At 74.3% G+C, this 20,814-nt stretch carries 12 protein-coding genes; 8 read left to right on the forward strand and 4 right to left on the reverse strand.

From position 1 onward, the window contains the following. Nucleotides 1–198 precede the first annotated feature (198 nt). The 3 genes from LN251_RS28970 (at nucleotide 199) to ccrA (ending at nucleotide 14,046) form a co-directional block, all read left to right on the forward strand. Nucleotides 199–8,946 (forward strand): amino acid adenylation domain-containing protein, encoded by an 8,748-nt coding sequence (locus LN251_RS28970; RefSeq protein WP_458247134.1) that lies wholly within the window; start codon nucleotides 199–201, stop codon nucleotides 8,944–8,946. After that, the gene (locus LN251_RS28975; RefSeq protein ID WP_458247135.1) at nucleotides 8,939–12,736 is read left to right on the forward strand and encodes a type I polyketide synthase; all 3,798 of its coding nucleotides are present in this window, start codon (nucleotides 8,939–8,941) and stop codon (nucleotides 12,734–12,736) included. The genes LN251_RS28970 and LN251_RS28975 overlap by 8 nt, the downstream gene beginning before the upstream one ends. Before the next feature lie 74 nt (nucleotides 12,737–12,810). Then, nucleotides 12,811–14,046, forward strand: a complete 1,236-nt coding sequence (gene ccrA / locus LN251_RS28980) for a crotonyl-CoA carboxylase/reductase (RefSeq protein WP_458247136.1) — start codon at nucleotides 12,811–12,813, stop codon at nucleotides 14,044–14,046. A gap of 63 nt (nucleotides 14,047–14,109) precedes the next feature. Here the strand turns inward: ccrA and LN251_RS28985 are convergent, their stop codons facing one another. Beyond that, the gene (locus LN251_RS28985; RefSeq protein ID WP_458247137.1) at nucleotides 14,110–14,532 is read right to left on the reverse strand and encodes a MarR family winged helix-turn-helix transcriptional regulator; all 423 of its coding nucleotides are present in this window, start codon (nucleotides 14,530–14,532) and stop codon (nucleotides 14,110–14,112) included. Nucleotides 14,533–14,613: 81 nt separating this feature from the next. Between LN251_RS28985 and LN251_RS28990 the strand changes: the two genes are divergently transcribed. Further along, nucleotides 14,614–15,279 carry an MBL fold metallo-hydrolase gene (locus LN251_RS28990; RefSeq protein WP_458247138.1) on the forward strand — a complete coding sequence of 222 codons (666 nt, stop codon included), beginning with the start codon at nucleotides 14,614–14,616 and terminating at the stop codon, nucleotides 15,277–15,279. On the opposite strand, the gene LN251_RS28995 is transcribed toward LN251_RS28990, so the two are convergent. Genes LN251_RS28995 through LN251_RS29005 form a run of 3 tightly spaced genes read right to left on the reverse strand, consistent with a single transcriptional unit; the run spans nucleotide 15,213 to nucleotide 17,712 of the window. After that, complete coding sequence (locus LN251_RS28995; protein ID WP_458247139.1) at nucleotides 15,213–15,959, reverse strand: 4'-phosphopantetheinyl transferase superfamily protein; 747 nt, start codon at nucleotides 15,957–15,959, stop codon at nucleotides 15,213–15,215. The two genes, LN251_RS28990 and LN251_RS28995, sit on opposite strands and share 67 nt — an antisense overlap. A 20-nt stretch (nucleotides 15,960–15,979) precedes the next feature. Continuing rightward, nucleotides 15,980–17,464 carry a class I adenylate-forming enzyme family protein gene (locus LN251_RS29000; RefSeq protein ID WP_458247140.1) on the reverse strand — a complete coding sequence of 495 codons (1,485 nt, stop codon included), beginning with the start codon at nucleotides 17,462–17,464 and terminating at the stop codon, nucleotides 15,980–15,982. Beyond that, on the reverse strand, nucleotides 17,464–17,712 hold the full coding sequence (locus LN251_RS29005; RefSeq protein WP_058927669.1) for an acyl carrier protein: 249 nt from the start codon (nucleotides 17,710–17,712) through the stop codon (nucleotides 17,464–17,466). Before LN251_RS29005 ends, LN251_RS29000 begins: the two co-directional genes overlap by 1 nt. 346 nt (nucleotides 17,713–18,058) lie before the next feature. On the opposite strand from LN251_RS29005, the gene paaA reads away from it, so the two are divergent. From paaA to paaD, 4 genes are read left to right on the forward strand one after another with little or no spacing between them, the layout of a single operon-like run. Then, complete coding sequence (paaA, locus tag LN251_RS29010) at nucleotides 18,059–19,213, forward strand: 1,2-phenylacetyl-CoA epoxidase subunit PaaA (protein WP_458247141.1); 1,155 nt, start codon at nucleotides 18,059–18,061, stop codon at nucleotides 19,211–19,213. Beyond that, the gene (gene paaB, locus LN251_RS29015) at nucleotides 19,210–19,521 is read left to right on the forward strand and encodes a 1,2-phenylacetyl-CoA epoxidase subunit PaaB (RefSeq protein WP_058927668.1); all 312 of its coding nucleotides are present in this window, start codon (nucleotides 19,210–19,212) and stop codon (nucleotides 19,519–19,521) included. The genes paaA and paaB overlap by 4 nt, the downstream gene beginning before the upstream one ends. Then, the gene (gene paaC / locus LN251_RS29020; RefSeq protein WP_458247142.1) at nucleotides 19,505–20,305 is read left to right on the forward strand and encodes a 1,2-phenylacetyl-CoA epoxidase subunit PaaC; all 801 of its coding nucleotides are present in this window, start codon (nucleotides 19,505–19,507) and stop codon (nucleotides 20,303–20,305) included. The genes paaB and paaC overlap by 17 nt, the downstream gene beginning before the upstream one ends. Continuing rightward, nucleotides 20,302–20,814, forward strand: a complete 513-nt coding sequence (gene paaD, locus LN251_RS29025) for a 1,2-phenylacetyl-CoA epoxidase subunit PaaD (protein WP_458247143.1) — start codon at nucleotides 20,302–20,304, stop codon at nucleotides 20,812–20,814. Before paaC ends, paaD begins: the two co-directional genes overlap by 4 nt.

A 20,814-nucleotide genomic window follows, 5' to 3' on the forward strand; every position in this document is an offset into this window, starting at 1 on the left:
GCACCGTGATGTCCCGTAGAACCGGAGCCAGGGTGACGCGTTCACCCGGTCCCCTCTGTGCGACCTGCCTTTCCCGCTTGGTCGGCCCCCTGCGCGCACTCAGACGCGAGGGCGGCACGAGGCGGCGGCCGCACTGCTTCGATCCGGTCGTGCCGTCGCCGGCCGGGACACTTCGGCTTGCCACGTGAGGGTTGTGCTATGTCACTCCAGCAGGACGAGCGGAGTCCGCTGTCCGGGGCCCAGGAGGGTCTCTGGTACGCCGGTCGGCTCGCGTCGGACAGCGCCGCGTACAACACCGGCGAGGCGGTGGAGATCCACGGGCCGCTCGACACGGGCCTGTTCGAGGTCGCGTTGCGCCGAACGGTCGCCGAGGCGGGCACCTTCGCCCTGCGGTTCGTCGACACCGAGGACGGCCCCCGCTGCCACCGGGCCGCCGACCCGGACGACTGGCCCCTGCACCACGTCGACGTCCGGGACGCCGACGACCCCGGGGCGGCCGCCTGGGAATGGATCCACGCGGACCTGGCGACCCCGGTGGACCTGGAGAAGGGCCCGCTGTTCTCGCACGCGCTGCTGACGCTGGCCACAGACCGGTACATCTGGCTGCTGCGGGCCCATCACATCCTGCTGGACGGCTACAGCTACAAGCTCCTGGGCCGACGTCTCGCCGAGGTGTACAACGCGCTCGCCGCCGGACGCGAACCGGACGCCTCCGGCTTCGCCCCGGTGGGCCGACTCCAGGAGGAGGAGGCCGCCTACCGCGCCGGCGACCGCCACAGCCGGGACCGCGCCCACTGGGCCGAGCGCCTGGCCGGGCTGCCCGAACCGGCGCGCCTCACCTCCCGTACGGCCGCCGCGACCGCACCTTTCCTGCGCCGCACGGCCGAGTTGACGCCGTCCGAAGTGGCCGCCCTGGACGCGGCGGCCTCCCGCCTCGGGGTCGCCCGCGCCGACCTGCTGGCCACGGCCACCGCCGTCTACCTGCACCGCATGACCGGGGCCGAGGACCTGGTGCTCGGCCTGGCCACGATGAGCCGCCTCGGCAGCGCCGCGCTGCGCACACCGGGCACCGCCTCCGACGTCCTGCCCCTGCGGGTGCGCGCCACCCCGAGGACGCCGCTCACCGAGGCGGCCCGGTGCGTCGCCGAAGAACTGCGCGCTCTGCGCCGCCACCAGGCCTACCGCGGCGAGTACCTGCGCCGCGACCTGGGACTGCTGGGCACCGGCCGGAGGCTGTACGGACCGGTGCTGAACATCGTCCCCTTCGACGAGTCGCCCGTGTTCGACGGCCACCCCACCACCTGGCACCACCTGTCCGGCGGCGCCGTGGAGGACCTGCAGATCTCGGTACGGCCCGGCACCGAGGCCGGCGGCCTGTGGCTGGCCTTCGACGCCAACCCCGCCCTGTACGAGGAGGACGAACTCGCCCTGCACCGCGAGCGATTCCTCACCGTGCTGCACCGGCTGGCCGAGGCCGCGCCGACGACCGCGCTGGTCGAACTGGACATCCTCCTGCCGGGCGAGCACCCGCGCGACACGCCCGCCCGCACATATCCGGTCGAACGCACCCTCACGCAGCTCTTCGAGGAACAGGCGGCCGCCGTCCCCGAACGGACCGCCGTCACCTGCGGCGAGGTCCGACTGAGCTACGCCGGGCTCAACGCCGAGGCCAACCGCCTGGCCCGGCTGCTGACCGAGCGCGGCGCGGGCCCCGGCCGGGTGGTGGCGCTGGCGCTGGAGCGCGGGGTGCGACTGTTGCCCGCCCTGCTGGCCGTCCTCAAGACCGGTGCCGCCTACCTCCCTCTGGACCCGTCCCACCCGGCCGAGCGGCTGCGGCTGGTCGTCGAGGACGCCGCCCCCGTCGCCCTGGTCACCGAACGCGCCCACGCCCACCTCGGCGGAGCCTCGGTGCCCACCGTCCTCCTGGACGACCCGCCGGTCATGGCGGACCTCGCCGCCCGCCCCACCGAGGACCTGACCGACGCCGACCGGCACGGGCAGACGAGCCCCGCCGACATCGCGTACATCATCCACACCTCCGGCTCCACCGGCCGCCCCAAGGGCGTCCCCGTACCGCACGCCAACGTGGTGCGGCTGTTCTCCACCGCAGCGGAGCACTTCGCGTTCGGCCCGGACGACGTGTGGACGCTGTTCCACTCCTACGCCTTCGACTTCTCCGTGTGGGAGATGTGGGGCGCGCTGCTGCACGGCGGACGCCTCGTCGTCGTCCCCTACGCCGTCAGCCGCTCCCCCAGGGACTTCCTCGAGCTGCTGCACGACGAGCACGTCACCGTCCTCAACCAGACGCCGTCCGCCTTCGAGCAGCTGATCGACGCCGACCTCGAACGCGCCGGGGACAGCGGGGCGTTGCGCTACGTCGTCTTCGGCGGCGAGGCCCTGCGCCCGGCGCGGCTGCGCCCCTGGGCCGACCGGCACGGCCTGGACCGGCCCCAGCTGGTGAACATGTACGGCATCACCGAGACCACCGTGCACGTCACCCACCACCGCCTGACCCGCGCCGACCTCGACGACCCGCGGCGCGGCAGCGTCATCGGCCGGCCCCTGTCCGACCTGCGCGTCCACCTCCTGGACGGCGAGAAACGACCGGTCCCGCCGGGTGCGAGCGGCGAGATGTACGTCTCCGGCGCCGGGGTGGCCGCCGGCTACCTGCACCGGCCCGAGCTGACCGCCGAGCGCTTCCTCGACGACCCCTTCGGCCCTCCCGGCACCCGGATGTACCGCTCCGGGGACCTCGCGCGGCGCCGCCCGGACGGCACTCTCGACTACCTCGGCCGGGCCGACGCCCAGGTGCAGATCCGCGGCTTCCGCGTCGAGCCGGGCGAGATCGAGGCCGTCCTGGCCGCCCACCCCCGGGTGGCCCGGGCCGCCGTCGTCGCCCGCCGCGCCGACAACGGCGCCCAGCACCTCGTCGCCTACGTCCTCACCGCCGGCGACACGCCCCCCGAACCGGCCGAGTTGCGCGCCCACGCCGCCGCCCGTCTGCCCGAGCACATGGTCCCGGCCGCCTGCGTCACCGTCGACGCCCTGCCGCTGACCGCCAACGGCAAACTCGACGTACAGGCCCTGCCCGCACCGGACTTCACCGCCGCCGCCTCCGGCACCCGCCCCCGGACCCCGCAACAGGCCCTGGTGTGCGCCCTGTTCGAGGACGTGCTGAAGCTGCCCCGCGACAGCGTGGGCACCGACGTCAACTTCTTCGACCTGGGCGGCGACTCGCTGCTCGCCACCCGTCTGCTGGCCCGGCTGCGGCACGACACCGGCGCGGAGATCCCCATCACCACCCTCTTCGAGACCCCGACTCCGGCCGCGCTCGCGGCACGGCTCGCCGCCGACACGGCCGACCCCGCAGGCACCCCGCCCCGGCCCGTCCTGGGGACCGCCGTACGTCCCGAGCGGGTGCCACTGTCGTTCGCGCAGGAGCGCATGTGGTTCCTGCACCGGCTCGGCGACCGGGCCGCCACCTACAACATCCCGCTCGTGGTGAGCGCGCCAGCCGACCTCGACGCCGACGCGCTGGAAGCGGCCCTCGGCGACCTGGCCGACCGCCACGAGAGCCTGCGCACGGTGGTCGCCGAGCACGACGGCACACCCCACCAGCGCGTCCTGCCGCCCGGTGCGCTGCACCCGCGTCTGCACCGCGTCGACTGCCCCGCCGCTGAGAGCGCCGCCCACGTCGACGCCGCCCTGCGCCACCGCTTCGACCTCACCGCGCAAAGCCCCCTGGCCGCCTGGCTGCTGGGTCCGGCCGAGGACCGCACGCTGCTGCTCCTGCTGCACCACAGCGCCGCCGACGGCTGGTCGCTGCGCCCCTTCGCCGAGGACCTGGGCACCGCCTACGCGGCCCGCCGCGCCGGACACGCCCCCGAGTGGACGCCGCTGCCGGTGCAGTACGCCGACTACGCCCTGTGGCAGCGCGCCCTGCTGGCCCCCGCACCCGACGGCACGGGCCGCTTGGAGCGGCTTACCGCGCACTGGCGCACGGCGCTGGCGGACCTGTCCGAGGAGTGCGCCCTGCCCGCCGACCGGCCCCGGCCCCAGACGCCGCGCGGCACCGGCGCCCACCTCGAGACGGTCGTGGACGCCGCCCTGCACCGCGACCTGCTCGCCTTGGCCGACCGCGAGGGCGCCAGCCTGTTCATGGTGCTGCACGCCGCCCTCAGTGCCCTGCTCACCCGCAGCGGCGCAGGCGAGGACATCGTCCTGGGCACCCCCGTCGCGGGCCGCACCGAACCCGCCCTGGACCAGCTGATCGGCCTGATCACCAACACGCTGGTGCTGCGCGCCGACACCTCCGGCGACCCCGCCTTCCGCGACCTGCTCGCCCGGCTGCGCACCGCCGACCTGGCCGCCCTGGACCACCAGGACCTGCCCTTCGACCGGCTCGTCGACGAGCTCAACCCGCCTCGCCACCCCGGCCGGCACCCCCTGTTCCAGGTGATGCTGGCCCTGCAGAACAACGACCCGGCCGTCCTCGAACTCGACGGCCACCGCGTCCGGTTGCGGCCGACCGCCACCGGCACCGCCAAGTTCGACCTCTTCGTCGACGTCCTGGAGCGGCACACCCCCGAGGGCACCCCCGACGGCCTCACCCTCCACATCGAGTACGCCACCGACCTCTACGACGCCTCCACCGCCGAGGCCTTCGGCCGCGCCCTGCACGACGTCCTGCGCACGGTCAGCGCCGATCCCACCGTCCGCGTCGGGCAGTTGCCCGCGGTCCCCGAGCGCACGCCGGTCCCGGCCGGGCCCGCTGTCGGGGAACTGGAGGCGGCTGCGCTGTCGGTGCCCGGCATCCGCGCCGTCCGCGCCCTGATCGCCCCCGACGGCCGGACGCCGCACCTGTACGTGGTGCCGGGGCGCGCCGACGCGGCGGAACGCGTCGAGGAGGTCCTTGACCGCGCGGGCCACACCGCCGTCCGGATCACCGCGGTCAACGCCCTGCCCCACGACGAGGACGGCCGGCTCGACACCGACGCCCTCACCGCCCTGCCCGCCGTCGACCGCACCGCCGCCGACGCCTGGCGCGAGCGCCTGACCCGTCTGCCGGGGGCGACCCACGCCGAGGTGACCGTGGAGGACATCCCCGAGGAACTGGGCCGCCGCCACGCCGGACTCACCGACCGCGCCCCGGACACCGCCGGCGCCGAGTCCGGCGTCGGCAACGCCCCGGCGTCCGCCGTACCGGCGCTCAGCGAGGGCCCGGCGCTCGTCGAACCGTCCGTCTCCAGCTGGGCGCAGGCACTGCGCCGTGCCGCCGAGCGGGCGCAGGGCGACATCGTCCACGTCCACACCGACGGCAGCGAGCACCGGCGCAGCTACGCCTCCCTCATCCCCGAGGCCTCCCGGGTCCTGGCGGGCCTGCGCCGGGCCGGACTGCGCCCCGGAGACCAGGTGATCCTCCAGTGCGACGCCACCGAGGACTTCCTGGCCGTGCTGTGGGGCTGCGTCCTGGGCGGTTTCGTCGCCGTCCCGCTGACCGTCCCCGCCTCCTACGACACGCCCTCGGCGGCGCTGACCAAGCTGGAGGGCATCTGGCGGATGCTCGGCCGGCCCTGGATCGTGTGCTCCGCCGACCGCGAGAGCGGCCTGCGCGGCCTGGCAGCCCGCCAGAACTGGCCCGGCCTGCGCCTGACCACCGCCGACGAGCTGCGCGAGGCGCCGGAGGACCACGACTGGCACCCCGCCCGGCCCGACGACCTCATCCTCATGCTGATGACGTCCGGCAGCACCGGCCTGCCCAAGGCGGTGCGGCTCACCCACCGCAACGTGCTCACCCGCTCGGCCGCCACCGAGCAGATGAACGCGCTCGACGCCTCCGACGTCTCCCTGAACTGGATCCCCCTCGACCACGTCACCGGGGTGGTGATGTTCCACCTGCGGGACGTGTACCTGGGCTGCCGCCAGATCCACGCGCCCACGTCCTGGATCCTGCAGGACCCGCCGCGTTGGATGGACCTGGCCGACCGGCACCGCGTCACCGTCACCTGGGCACCCAACTTCGCGTTCGGTCTCCTCGCCGAACAGGCCGACCGCTTCGCCGACCGCACCTGGGATCTGTCGCCGATGCGGCTGGTGATGAACGCCGGCGAGGTCGTCGTGGCCGCCGCGGCCCGCCGCTTCCTGCACGCACTCGAGCCGTTCGGCCTGCCGCAGGACGTGATGCACCCCGGCTGGGGAATGTCCGAGACCTGCTCGGTGGTCACCGACGCCGTCCTGGCTGCCCGGCCCAGGCCCGGCGAGGGCACGTTCGTCAGCTGCGGCCTGCCCTACCCGGGCTTCGCCATGCGCGTCGTCGACGACTGCGGCACCGTCCTCGCCGAGGGCGACGCCGGCCGTCTCCAGGTCCGCGGCACCTCCGTGACCGGCGGCTACCACGACAACCCGGGCGCGAACGCGGAGGCGTTCACCGAGGACGGCTGGTTCGACACCGGCGACCTGGCGTTCCTGCGCGCCGGGGAGCTCTACATCACCGGGCGCGCCAAGGACGTCATCATCGTCAACGGCGTCAACCACTACAGCCACGAGATCGAGGCGTGCGTGGAGGAACTGCCGCACGTGGTGCGCAGCTTCACCGCAGCCGTCGCGGTGCGCTCCGACCCCGCGGCGTCCACCGACGAACTCGCCCTGTTCTTCCGCCTGTCCCCCGAGGCCGCCGACGGGGACACCGCCGCGGCCCTGCGGGAGATCGCCGGCAAGGTGACCCGGGAGATCGGCGTCAGCCCGGCCTTCCTCGTCCCGGTCGCCCAGGACGCCGTGCCCAAGACGGAGATCGGCAAGATCCAGCGCACCAAACTGCGCAAGAGCTTCGAGGCCGGCGCGTTCGACGAGCAGGTGCGTGCCACCCAACTGCTGCTGGGCACCGCCGCGACCGTGCCCGACTGGTTCCTGCGGCCCATCTGGCAGCGAGCGGAGCACCACGCCCCGCGGCAGGCCGTGCCCGGCCGGCACACCCTGGTCCTCGCGGGCGACGACCCGCGCTCCGTGCGGATCGCGGAGCGGATCGCCGACACCCTGCGCGCCACGGGCGAACGCTGCACCATCGCCTCCGACGGCACGTCCTACGCCCGCCTCGACGCCGCCCGTTACCGGATCCGCCCCGGCGAGCACGACGACCTCGCCATGCTGCTGGATCAGCTGGAACGCGACCAACGGCCGGTCGACGCCGTGGTCCACCTCGGCGGGCTGCACGACAGCGATGCCTCCTGGACCACCGCGCTGACGGCACCGCACGAGGAGAGCGGCACGCTGTCGCTGCTCGCTCTCGCCCGGGCGCTCGCCTCCCGGACCGCGCGGCAGCGCCCCGTCGACCTTGTGTACGCCACCGCGGGCGCCCAGGGAGTGCGGGCGGAGGACCGGCCCCACCCGGGGCACGCCATGGCGGGCGCCCTGCTCAAGTCACTGGCGGAGGAGCTGGGCCGGCTGCGGGGCACGCACGTCGACCTGCCGTCGGACGCCGACGAGGACGCTCCCGCGCTGCTGCTGGCGGAGGCACACGTCCCCGCCGACGCCGCCGAGGTGGCGTACCGCGACGGCCACCGCCACGTGCGCCGCCTGGCCCCGCTGCCGGAGGCGCCCCCGCGTCCCCGGTCGGCCGCCACCGACGGGTTCACCCTGGTCACCGGCGGCCTGGGCGGCGTCGGCGGCGAGGTCGCGGCGCATCTGCTGCGCACCCCGGGCACCCGGCTGCTGATCCTGGGCCGCACACCCGAGGACGCCCTGGACGCCCCGGCCGAAGGGCCGCGGCGCGGGGAGGCGCTGCGGCGGCTGCGCGAGCAGGGTGAGGTCCGCTACGCGTGCGCCGACGTCACCGACGAGTCCCAGGTCCGTGCCGCGGTGGACGCGGCCGCCCAAGCGTGGGGTGTGCCCCTGACGAGCGTGCTGCACCTGGCCGGGACGCTCCTCGAATGCCCGGTGGGTGAGCTGGACGAGGACACCTGGCGGCAGGCGGTGGCCGCGAAGGCGGGCGGCGCGTGGACGCTGCACCGGCTCACCGCCGACCGTCCGGTCACGTCCTTCGTCACCTTCTCCTCCGTCAACGGCTTCTTCGGCGGGGCCATGAACGCCGCCTACGCAGCGGCCAACGCCGCGCTCGACGCCCTCGCCGTCCATCGCCGAAGCCTCGGGCTGCCCGCGCAGTCCCTGGGCTGGAGCATGTGGCGCGAGCGGGGCATCAGCCGCGGCTACCGGCTCACCGCGCTGACCGAGGCCCGCGGTTACCGGCTGCTGGACGCACAGGCCGCACTGCGCTCCTTCGACCTGGCCCGCACGCTCGACGCCCCCCACCTGCTGATCGGTGCCGACCGCACCGCCCCCTGGGTGCGCAGCCATGTGGCGGCACCGGTACGGCCGGTGCGGCGCCCGGCCGCGCGCGTCGGCCTGGCGGACGGCACCGACCTGGGCGCTCTGTACCGCGCGGCGGGCGACGCCGCCCGTGCGGCGCGCCTGGCCGACGGCTGGGTGCTGCGCTCCGCCGGCACCACCTCCCAGCCGGAACGAGCCGACGGGCAAGGGGACGCCCGGCGGCTGGAGAGCCGGCTCGCCGAGGTGTGGTGCGCCGTGCTGGGCCGCGAACGGGTGGGCCCGGACGAGAACTTCTTCGACCTGGGCGGCAACTCGCTGCTGCTGGTCACCGCCCAGCACGCGGTCAACAGCGCCTTCGACGCCGACGTGTCGGTGGTCGACCTGTTCGCCCACCCCACCGTCCGCGATCTGGCGCGCCACCTGGCGGCCACCACCGGTCCCGCCGCCGCGAAGCCGTCATCGGGGCAGGACACCGCCGGCGCCCGGACGGACGGCCCGGCCGGGCACCCGTTCGCCGAACCCGCGCCCAGCGAGCTGGACCGCGCCAAGGAACAAGCACAACGGCAGCGAGCGGCCCGTGCCCGCCGCACCGCACGCCACGGAAAGGACCGCGGCCATGCATGACAACCCCGCAGCACACGCCGAGGAGGACGCCCCCGCCGTCGCCGTCATCGGCATGGCGGGCCGCTTCCCCGGCGCCGACGACCTGGACGCCTTCTGGGACAACCTGGCGGCCGGCCGGGAGTCGATACGCCCCGTCAGCGACGAGGAGTTCCTCGCCGCGGGCGGCGACCCGAGCGACCTCGACGACCCCTCCCTCGTGCGCATGGCCTCCGTGGTCGAGGGCATCGACCGCTTCGACTCCGGCTTCTTCGGCTACAGCCCGGCCGAGGCCGCCGTCGTCGACCCGCAGCAGCGGCTGCTGCTGGAGACCGCCTACCACGCCCTGGAGGACGCCGGATGCCTGGTCGAGGACCGTGACACCGGGGCGTTCGGCGTCTACGCGGGCAGCGGCGACAGCCGCTACTACCCCGCCCATGTCCACCCGCGCTTCGCCGGACAGCCCGGCTCGGTCGCCCTGGTGCACGCGGCCACCGCCAACTCCCTGGGCACACTCGCCACTCGCGTCTCCTACGAACTGGGTCTGACCGGCCCGAGCCTGTCGCTGCAGACGGCCTGCTCCACCGCGCTCGTCGCCGTGCACACCGCCTGCCAGGACCTGCTCGACTACCGGTGCGACACCGCGCTGGCGGCCGCGGTATCCCTCAACCCGTCGGCGGCGCTCGGCTACCGCCACGTACCCGACGGGCCGTTCTCCCCCGACGGCCACTGCCGCGCCTTCGCCGCCGACGCCGCCGGCACCTCCTCCGGCGACGGCGTGGGAGCCGTCGTCCTCAAGCGCCTGGAGGACGCCCTCGCCGACGGCGACCGCATCCGCGCCGTCATCCGCGGCAGCGCCGTGAACAACGACGGGCGCCGCAAGGTCGGCTTCAGCGCGCCCAGCACGGCCGGACAGACCGAGGTCATCCTCGCCGCGCAGGCCCAGGCCATGGTCGACGCGGGCAGCATCGGCCTCATCGAGGCGCACGGCACCGCCACCAAGCTCGGCGATCCCATCGAGGTGGCGGCCCTTGCCGAGGCGTTCCGGCACAGCACCGACGCGCGCGGCTTCTGCGCCCTGGGGTCGGTGAAGACGAACATCGGCCACCTGGGGACGGCCGCCGGCATCGCCGGTCTCATCAAGGCCGTGCTCGCCCTGGAGCACCGTCAGATCCCGCCGAGCCTGCACTTCGACCGGCCCAACCCGCTCATCGACTTCGACTCGGGCCCCTTCCGGGTGCCGACCGCCCTGGAGGACTGGCCGGAGCGCGCGCACCCGCGCCGGGCCGCCGTCTCGGCGTTCGGCATCGGCGGCACCAACGCCCACGTCATCCTGGAGGAACCCCCGCCCACCCCTCCGGCCGCGCCGCGCCCGCCCGAGGACGGCCGCCGCCTGGTCCTGCCCCTGTCCGCCCGCACCCCCGGCGCCCTGCGCGGCCAGGCCGACGCCCTCGCTCGGCACCTCGAACGCCGTCCCGACCTGCGCCTGGACGACATCGCGCACAGCCTGCGCACCGAACGGCCCGCCCTGCGCCACCGCCTGACCGTCACCGCCTCCTCCCGCGAGGAGGCCGTCGACGCCCTCCGCGCCTCCGCGCCGCTGACCCCGCCCGCCGGCGACGACCGACCCCGCGTGGCCTTCCTGCTGCCGGGCGGAGGCACCCAGTACCCGGGCATGGGGGCGGAGCTGTACCGCGAGAACACCGTGTACCGCGACACGGCCGACGAGTGCGCGCGCGTCCTGCGGCCCGTCCTCGGCGGCGACCTGCGCAGAACGCTCGTCGAGCGCCGCCCGGGGGACGACACGGACGCCTTCCTCGGCCTGGTGGTGACCGAGTACGCACTCGCCCGCACGCTGATGGAGGCGGGCGTACGCCCGGACGCCCTCATCGGGCACTCGCTCGGCGAGTACACGGCGGCCTGTCTGGCCGGGGTGATCGACCTGGAGGAGATGCTGCCTCTGGTCACCGAGCGCATCCGGCTGATCAGCTCGGCGGGCGGCGCCACCACCGGCGTCGCCGCCGCGGTGGAGGACGTCCTGCCGCTGCTCGACGAGCAGTTGTCCCTCACGGCCGTCAACGGCCCCACCGCGTGCACCGTCGCCGGGCACGTGAACGCCGTCGCCCGCTTCGAGGCCGAACTCACCCGCCGGGACATCCCGTTCCGCCGGCTGCGCATCCCCGTCGCCGCCCACTCCCACGTCCTGGACCCGGTTCTGCCCGCCTTCGAAGACCACCTGCGCCGGGTCACCCTGCGCCCGCCGCGCATCCCCTACGTCACCAACGTCACCGGCGACTGGGTCACCGACTCCCAGGCCACCTCCGTGCAGCACTGGCTGGACCACACCCGGCACACCGTGCGGTTCGCCGACGGCATCGCCGCCCTGTGGGAGCGCCAGCACCCGGTGCTGGTGGAGATCGGCCCCGGGGACACCCTGACCAAGCTGGCAGGCAACCGGCTCGCCGACCGGGCGCCGGTGACGGTGACCACCATGCGGCACGCCAAGGCCGAGGCGGCCGACGGCTTCGTGCTCGCCGAGGCCCTGGGCCGGCTGTGGAGCGCCGGCGTCGACGCTGCCCTGCCCCCGGCGCCGGACACCGCCGGACGGGTGCCGCTGCCGCCGTACGCCTTCGAACGCCACCGGCACTGGATCGACGCGCCCGGTGCCCGTACGGACGCCACCGTGTCCGAGGACAGCGCGCCGGCCGGCGACGCGCTCTCCCCACGCCCTCGGCTGACGACGCGGCACGTGCCGCCGCGCACCGACCGCGAGCAGGCGGTCGCCCGGCTGTGGGAGGAGACCCTCGGCATCGCGGGCATCGGTGTGCACGACAACTTCTTCGACCTGGGCGGCGACTCCATGCGCGCCGTGCTCCTGGCCGGCCGGCTGCGCCAGACGGGCGTCCTCGACGTGCCCGCCGCGAAATTGCTGGCCGCGCCCACCGTCGCCGGACTGCTCGCAGAGGAACCGGCGGACACCCCGCCCGGCACAGCTCCCGCCACCGCGCTGGGCCCCCTGCTGCCCCTGCGCGCGGAGGGCACCGCCGTCCCGCTGTTCTGCCTGCACCCCGGGGCGGGTGTGTCCTGGCGCTACACCGGGCTGCTCCCCCACCTCGGCGGCGACCAGCCCGTGTACGGCGTCCAGGCACTGGGCCTGGACGGCACCCGGCCGCCCGCGCCGGACGCCGCCGCGATGGTCACGGCCTACCTGGATCTCGTGTGCCGGGTGCAGCCGCACGGCCCCTACCGGCTGCTGGGCTGGTCCTACGGCGGTTTCGTGGCCCACGCCATGGCCTGCGCGCTGCAGGAGGCCGGAGAGCGGGTGGATCTGCTGGCCATGCTCGACGCACCCCAGCCGCACGGCACCGCCTACGACCCCGAGACGGCCGAACGCCAGGTCGCGGCCCTGCTGTCCCGGGTGGCCGGCCTGCCGGGGGCGCCGGGGGCCGGGGCGGCGGACGTGGAGCGGGTCCTGGACCGTATCGAGGCCGAGGCGCAGAGTGCGCCGATCACCCGGGCGCAGGCCGCCGCGATCGCCGCGGTCATGCGCAACAACCTGCGCATCGCCCCGCAGTTCAGGCCGGGCCGCTTCCGCGGGGACGTGCTGTTCTTCAGCGCCGCCGAGGAATCGGTCACCGACTTCGCGGTCGACCTGGCCGTCCAACCGGGCAAGGCGGACGCCTGGCGCCCGTACGTCGACGGCACGCTCCACGACCACCAAGTGCCCTGCGGCCACTACGAGATGACCGAGCCCGAACCGATCGCCCGCATTGGTGAGACGGTCGCCAAGGCGCTGCGCGCCCTGAGCGGCTGAACCTCGGCCGTGCACTCCCGCTCCGTAAGGCCACCGTCCAAACGAGTAAGCCCCGACCCTTGAGGAGATCGCGCGTGACCGCGACCCCGGACCTCTACGAGCTCGGCGACGCGCCCGAGATCGGCACCGTCCCCCGCCGGATGTACGCCTCGCTCATCCGCCGCGAGCGCTACGGGCAGCCCGTCGACGCCTTCCGCACCGAGGTGGTGGACGTTCCGCCCGTGGGCCGCGGGCAGGTCGCGGTGAAGGTGATGGCGGCCGGCATCAACTACAACAACGTCTGGGCGGCTCTGGGCGAGCCGCTCGATGTGATCACCGCCCGGCAGAAGGCGGGCGCCACCGAGGACTTCCACATCGGCGGCTCGGATCTGTCCGGGATCGTGTGGGCCGTCGGCGAGGGCGTACGCGGCGTCGCACTCGGCGACGAGGTCGTGGTCCTGGCCAACCGCTGGGACGAGTCGGCCGAGGACGTGCGCCTCGGCGCCGAACCGGCCTTCTCCTCCACCCAGCGTGTGTGGGGTTACGAGGAGAACTACGGCTCCTTCGCCCAGTTCGCGGTCGTCGACGACTACATGTGCCACCCCAAGCCGGCCCGGCTGTCCTGGGCGGAGGCCGCCTGCTACATGGCGACCGCCGCCACCGCCTACCGCCAGCTGTTCGGCTGGCAGCCGCACACCGTGCGCCCGGGCGACCCGGTGCTGATCTGGGGCGGCGCGGGTGGCCTCGGCTGCATCGCCATCCAGCTCGTGCGGCACGTCGGGGGGATCCCCGTGGCGGTGGTCTCCAGCCAGGAGCGCGGCGAGTTCTGCCTCAAGCTCGGCGCCGAGGGCTTCATCGACCGGCGCGAGTTCGACCACTGGGGGCGGCTGCCGGACACCTCCGACGAGGCGGCCATGACCCGTTGGCTGAGCGGCGCCCGCGCCTTCGGCCGGCGGTTCTGGGAGGTGCTCGGTGAGCGGCGCAGCCCACGCATCGTGCTGGAGCATTCCGGCGCCGACACCGTGCCCACGTCGATGTACCTGTGCGACAACGGCGGCATGGTCGTCCTGTGCGGCGGCACCACGGGCTACAACGGCGACGTGGACCTGCGCTTCCTGTGGATGCGGCAGAAGCGGCTGCAGGGCTCGCACGTGGCCGGCGCCCGCGAGGCGCGCGAGGTGACCCGGCTGATCGCGCAGGGTGTCATCGACCCGTGTCTGTCACGGACCTTCGCCTTCGACGAGATCGGCCTGGCCCACCAGCTCATCCACGACAACCGCCACCCGGCGGGCAACATGGCGGCCCTGGTCAACGCGCGCCCCGAATCCTGAGCGGCAACGGCCCTCCGTCGGGGCGGCGACGCCCGGGCGGAGGGCTTTCCGATCGTCCTGGGCTCAGCGGTCGTTCAGGCGGCCGGCGAGCCGGGCGATCAGGGGGACACACGCGCGCAGATGTTCCTGCTCCCGCGCGCTGAGCGTGTCCTCGATGGCCGCGTCGAGCCAGTCGGCGCGCCGGGCCCGCTCGTCGCTGAGACGGGCGCGCCCGCGGTCGGTGATGTGAAGCAGCAGTTTGCGGCCGTCGGAGGGGTGCGGTTCGGCGCGCACCAGCCCGGCGCCCAGCAGGTCCTTGACGGTCTTGGCGGCGGACTGGTGTGTCACGCCGCGCAGGTGGGCGAGGTCGGCGGTGGTGTACGGGCCGCCACGGTCGAGGTACCCGAGGACGGCCGCCTCCCCTGCGGGCATGGTGTCGGCGGTCCGCGCGGCGCGCACCAGTTCCCCGACGGCGCGCCGCAGGTCTTCGGCGAGGGTGTCGTCCATGACGCTCATCCTAACGACCTCCTGAACCCATACTGTACAGTTAAGTTGTACAACCTACCTGCATAGTTTGGAGGGCCCGCGATGCGGCTCATCAAGTACGGACATGCCTGCGTCGGCCTGGAGGAGGACGACCGGCGCCTGGTCGTCGACCCGGGCGGTCTGACCGACCCGCGGGTGCTCGACCGGGCGGAGGCCGTACTGGTCACCCACGAGCACTTCGACCACTTCTCCGAGGAGAACCTGCGCCGGGCCGCCGAGGCGAACCCCGCCCTGCGGATCTGGACCAACGCCTCCGTGGCCGGCCGGCTGGAGGGCCTGGGACACCGGGTGACGACCGTCGGCCACGGCGAGGCGTTCGAGGCCGCCGGCTTCGCCGTCGAGGTCCACGGCACCTGGCACGAGACCATCCACCCCGACATCCCGCGCGTGGGCAACGTCGGCTTCCTCGTCGACGGCAGCGTCTTCCACCCCGGCGACGCCCTGACCGTCCCGGACACCCGCGTGGACACCCTGCTGCTGCCGGTGCACGGCCCCTGGTCCACCACGGGCCGGCTGATCGACTACGTGCGCGAGGTCGCGCCCCGCCACGTCTACGCCGTCCACGACGGCGCCCTGAACGACACCGGCGTCGCCATGGTCGGCGGCCTCCTCGGCGCGGGCGGCCCCGGCACCGGCGCCCCCTACGACCGCCTCGCCGTGGGCAGCGCCGTCGCTCTTCCCTCGGCGTCGGCCCAGCCCAGCGCGTAACTGAACACGCCCGCGCCGACGGGCAGGACCCGCACCCGTACCGCGTACGACGCACTCGCGCGCGGAGCGACCCGCAGCGCGTCGCCGCACGCCTCGATCCGCAGATCCCTCAGCGTCCCCATCGACGGGGTCACGCTCTCACCCAGCGCGAGGCACAGGGCCTTCCACGCGGCTTCCTTGGCGGAGAACAGATCCGTCAGCGACCGGGGCCGGCCCCGGGTTCCCGAGGCGGTGCCGAGCAGCGGCTCCTCGTCCGGGTCCAGCACCAGCCGTGCCGCGGTGCACGGCAGTGGCCGCAGCTCCAGATCACACCCGACCGGGAGGTCCGCGCCCGGGGCAGGGGCCACGGCGGCGGCGATCCCGGCGCTGTGGGAGATCGACGCCGCCCGCCCGGGCGCGAACACCGGCAGGCGGCCCTCGCGGGGGATCTCACCGCAGGCCGTGCCCACCGCGCGCAGGGCCCTGCGGGCGGCCTCGCGTCCGGCCAGGAACTCCCGGCGGCGACCCGGCGTCATGGTCGCCGCCGCGGACGCCTCCGCCGGGCCGGCCGGGCCGAGCCGCGGCTCGTCGACGTGGGCGAGACCGAGGCCCAGCCGTGCGGCGGCCAGCCGGGGACGCAGCCGTGTGAGCGCGGCGACGGCCGCGGCCCCGTCCACCTTCTCCTCGCCGGCCCCGCCCATGAGGCTCAGGCCCCTCATCGTCAGGCCCGCAGCAGCTTCTTGACGATCTTCCCGGCGGGGTTGCGCGGCACCTGCTCGATGAACTCCACGCTCCTGGGGCGCTTGTACGGAGCGAGCAACCGCGCGACGTGGCTCAGCAGTTCCGCCGCGCTCGCCTCCCTGTCCGGCTCCAGAGCCACGTAGGCCAGCGGCACCTCGCCGTAGTCCTCGTCGGGCGTGCCGACGACCGCCGCGTCATGGACCGCCGGGTGGGTCATCAGGGTGCGCTCGATCTCCGAGGGGTACACGTTCTGGCCGGCGCGGATGATGACGTCCTTGGTACGGTCCACCAGGCTGATGCGCCCCTCGTCGTCGACGAACCCCAGGTCACCCGTCCTCGTCCAGCCGTCGAGAATGATCTCGCGGGTGGCCTCAGGATCGTTCCAGTAGCCCTGCATGACGCCGGGACCCCGCACCACGATCTCGCCGATCTCGCCGTACGGCACCTGTCGTCCCTCCCGGTCGACGGCGCGCGCCGACATGCCCGGCACGACCCGCCCGCACGGGATGCGCGCGGTGACGTCCCCCGGCGCGGGGTGCTCGTCGGGGCCGAGGGTGACGAAGGGGCCGCCGACCTCGGTCATGCCGTACACCTGGCGGAAGCCGCAGCCCAGCCGCTCCACCGCCTCGGCGTACACGTCCAGGGGCATCGGCGCGGCGCCGTAGAGGATCTCCCGCAGCGAGGAGAAGTCGGTGCGCTGCGACGACTTGGCCTGGAGCATGAACCGCAGCATCTGCGGCACCATCCACATGTGCGTGGCGCGGTGGCGCTCCACCGCGGTCAGTGCCCGCTGCGGGGTGAAGCCGGGCATCAGCACGACGGTGGCGCCGGCCGCCATGTACGTCAGCGAGACGACCATGCTGCCGTGGTACAGCGGGCAGCAGTTGACCATGACGATGTCGTCGGTGGGCCGGGCCATGACCAGCCAGCCCAGGGCGATCGCCCGGAACGAGGCACTGTCGACCGTGACGCCCTTGGCCTGGCCGGTGGTCGCCGAGGTGTGCAGCACGGCGATCGGGTCGGTGTCCGCCACCGGGGGCAGCTCCCGCTGCGGTGCCAGCGTGCCCAGCGTCGCGAAGGCGAGCTTGTCCAGCGCCACACGCACGCGCACCGACGCCGGCAGCCGCGCGTGGCGGTCGAGCAGATCCGATTCGCCGAGCACCGCGCACGCTCCGACGCGCTCGACGATGCCGGCGACCTCGGGCTCGGCCAGGCTGTGGTTCAGCGGCACGAACAGCGCGCCCAGGCGGGCGAGCGCGAAGTAGCTCTCCAGGACCTCGATGCGGTCCTTGGACAGAACAGCGACCCGATCACCGCGCTCGATGCCCAGCTCGGCGAAGCCACGGGCGAGTTCGGCCGTGCGGTCGTACAACTGCCGCCAGGTGACACTGCGTTCCTCGTCGACGAGCGCGGTCCGCTCGGCGAAGCACTGCCGGTTGCGCTCCAGCAGCTGCGTCAGCCACATCACGCACCGCCGGCGGCGCCGGCGGCGGAGCGCTCGGCCACGAACCGCTCGTAGTCGGCGATGGTGTGCAGCTTCTCCATGTCCTCGGCCGTGATCTCCACGCCCAGGCGCTGCTCCACGAGCAGCACCAGACGCACCAGGTCGCCGGAGTCGATGCCACTGGCGGCGAGGTCGACGTCGTCGCCGACCGCTTCCGCGTACTCGACGGTGCCGGTGAGTTCGACCAGCAACTCCCTGATGGTGCTCATGGTTTCCCCTTTCGCCGCGGCGCGTCGGCCGCCGTGCGGGCCTCGAGTGTCACCTCCTCAAGAGGCGGCTGGCATCGCTCGCACTCCCCCGGACCGTCCGTGAGCTTTGTCACCCGCCCGAACCACGGCCGACAGGGATAGCCGGGCCGCCCGCCCGGCCTCCTTACCCGAACGAAGACACCTGCTCCGCCTGGTCCGCCCCCGTCGCACGACGCGGGCGGACCCCGAACCAGGGAGTGATGCGCGTGCCCAGGCAGCCGGTACGGGTCCGGTCCACCGCAGGAGGTTCCGCGTGGCCCGTGCGCCCCGCCATCGTGGCGAACCACGTCCGCCGGAGTGTTGCCGCGTGAAGGCGAGGCCGGCCGTCGGCGACAGGCCCGAGCAGGCGACGCGGGACGCCACGCGAGCCGAAGGCACCGCAGCGGCGGCCCCACCAGCCGGACAGGCCCACAGCACCGCGTCGGCGGTCCAGGGTGCCGGGCAGGACGAACTGCTCGCCCACTTCGACGCGTTGATCGAACAGGGGGAGACGATCGAGCCCCGCGACTGGATGCCCGACGGCTACCGCCGCATGCTGATCCGCCAGATCGCCCAGCACGCCCACTCCGAGATCATCGGCATGCAGCCCGAGGGCGCCTGGCTGACCCGCGCCCCCTCCCTGCACCGCAAGTCGGTTCTCATCGCCAAGGTCCAGGACGAGGCCGGTCACGGGCTGTACCTGTACTCCGCGGCCGAGACGCTGGGCGTGGACCGCGCCGATCTGCTCGACGCCTTGCACCTGGGCCGCCAGCGCGCCTCGGCCACCTTCAACCACCCGGCGCTGACCTGGGCGGACACCGGTGCCATCGCCTGGCTGACCGACGGCGCCGCCGTCATCAACCAGGCGCCCCTGTGCCGTACTTCCTACGGGCCCTATGCGCGGGCGATGCGCCGGGTCTGCCAGGAGGAGGCCTTCCACGTACGCCAGGGCTACGACCTGATGCGCGCCCTGTGCGAGGGCACGCCCGAGCAGAAGGCGATGGCACAGGACGCGGTGGACCGCTGGTGGCTTCCGGCCGTGGCGCTGATGTTCGGCCCGCCCGACACCGAGGCGGGCGGGTCCGACGCGCGCACCGCCGCACTCGGCGCGGCCGTCTCCCGCCGAGCGATGGCCTGGGGCATCAAGCGCCACACCAACGACGAACTGCGCCAGCGCTTCGTCGACCAGTGCGTCCCGCAGGCCGAGCGGCTGGGCCTGACACTGCCCGACCCGGCCATCCGCTGGAACGAGGAGCGCGGCCACTACGACTTCAGCCCGATCGACTGGGACACCTACCGCACGGCGCTGGGCGAGGACACCCACTGGGCGCGCCGGCGCATCGACCACCGCAAGGCCGCCCACGCGGAGGGCGCCTGGGTCCGGGAGGCCGCCGCCGCGTACGCCGCCCGGGAGGAGAGCGTCGGGTCACCGGCCGGTTCCGGCACCGTCGTCCACCGGCAGGCGCAGGAGGAGCGCGTATGAACCGCAACGACGAGGGCGCGCCCGCGTCCTGGGAGGTCTTCCTGCGGGCCCGCCGCGGACTCGCCCACCAGCACGTCGGCTCGGTGCGCGCCGCCGGCCCCGACACGGCGCTGGCGGCCGCCCGTGATCTGTACACGCGCCGCGGCGACCCGCTGTCCCTGTGGGTGGTGCGTTCGGACGCCGTGCACGCGGCCTCTCCCGACGAGCGCGACCCGTACTTCTCGGGCGCCCGCCACAAGCCGTACCGCTACCCCGAACACTTCCCGCCGCTCAACGAGAAGGGGCCCGAAGGTGACCACGACCAGTGACCAGCGGGCGAACCCCGCAGCAAGCGCCGCACCCGACGTCGACCTCGCCACGTACCTGCTGCGCCTGGGGGACGACGCCCTCGTCCTCGGACAGCGGCTGTGCGCCTGGATCACGCGCGCGCCCCTGATCGAGGAAGACCTGGCCCTGTCCAACATCGCCCTCGACCTCGTCGGCCACGCACGTGCGCTGCTCACTCTCACCGGCCGGCTCGACGGCACCGGCCGCACCGAGGACGACCTGGCCTTCACGCGCCGCGAACGCGACTTCAAAAACGCCCTGTTGACGGAACTGCCCAACGGCGACTTCGCGACGACCCTCGCACGCCAGCTCGCCTACACCCACTACGCCTGCCTGCACTACGGGGCCCTGGCCGGCTGCCCGGACCCCGAACTCGCCGCCTTCGGCGTGCGGGCCGCGAAGGAGGTCGCCTTCCACCGGCTGCACGCCGACCGCTGGCTCCGCCAACTGGGCCTCGGCACAGCGGAGAGCGCGCGCCGGATGCAGCAGGGCCTGGAGCGGGTGTGGCCCTACACGGCCGAGCTCTTCGACGAGGACGACGTCGTACGACGCCTCGCCGCCACCGGTACCGTGCCCTCCCCGGCGCCGTTGCGCCCCGAGTGGGAGCGGGAGGTCACCGAGGTCGTCACCGGCGCGGGACTCACCGTGCCGACGCCCTCCTGGAGGGCCCGCGGCGGCCGATCAGGTCTGCACACCGAGGAGTTCACCGACCTGATCGGTGAACTGCAGTCGGTGCACCGGCAATTTCCCGGGGGGACCTGGTGAACGCCGCCGCACGCCCGGAGACACCCCTCGGCGTGGCCGAGGTGCGCGGGCGGGTGGCGGACCTGCCCGACCCCGAGCTGCCCGTGATCACCCTCGGCGACCTGGGGGTGGTGGCTTCCGTCGGCCCCGGACCGGACGGGACCCTGGAGGTGGAGATCACCCCCACCTACCTGGGCTGCCCCGCACTGCCCGCGATCACCGCCGCCGTCCACGAGGTCCTGGACGCCTGCGGCCACCCCGACGGCCGCGTGCGGCAGGTGCTCTCCCCGCCCTGGACGACCGACCGCATCACCCCGCGCGGACTGCGCACCCTCGCCGCCCACGGCATCGCCCCGCCTCTGCCCAGCCGAGCCGACGGCCCGGTGGCCGTGGAGCTGGGCGCCGTCGCCTGCCCGCACTGCGGCTCGCGCGCCACCCGGCCGCACAGCGCCTTCGGGCCGTCCCGCTGCCAGTCGATGCTGTGGTGCACGACGTGCCGCGAGCCCTTCCCCCACCTGACCGCGCTATGA

This window comes from Streptomyces sp. MAI_2237 (genome assembly GCF_054189285.1).

What these genes read in the sequence shown, in the direction of transcription:
- LN251_RS28970 (WP_458247134.1), top strand. Translation starts at nt 199, where the DNA reads ATGTCACTCCAGCAGGACGAGCGGAGTCCGCTGTCCGGGGCCCAGGAG.
- LN251_RS28975 (WP_458247135.1), top strand. Translation starts at nt 8,939, where the DNA reads ATGCATGACAACCCCGCAGCACACGCCGAGGAGGACGCCCCCGCCGTC.
- LN251_RS28985 (WP_458247137.1), bottom strand. Translation starts at nt 14,532, where the DNA reads ATGGACGACACCCTCGCCGAAGACCTGCGGCGCGCCGTCGGGGAACTG.
- LN251_RS28990 (WP_458247138.1), top strand. Translation starts at nt 14,614, where the DNA reads ATGCGGCTCATCAAGTACGGACATGCCTGCGTCGGCCTGGAGGAGGAC.
- LN251_RS28995 (WP_458247139.1), bottom strand. Translation starts at nt 15,959, where the DNA reads ATGGGCGGGGCCGGCGAGGAGAAGGTGGACGGGGCCGCGGCCGTCGCC.
- LN251_RS29000 (WP_458247140.1), bottom strand. Translation starts at nt 17,464, where the DNA reads ATGTGGCTGACGCAGCTGCTGGAGCGCAACCGGCAGTGCTTCGCCGAG.
- LN251_RS29005 (WP_058927669.1), bottom strand. Translation starts at nt 17,712, where the DNA reads ATGAGCACCATCAGGGAGTTGCTGGTCGAACTCACCGGCACCGTCGAG.
- paaB (WP_058927668.1), top strand. Translation starts at nt 19,210, where the DNA reads ATGAACCGCAACGACGAGGGCGCGCCCGCGTCCTGGGAGGTCTTCCTG.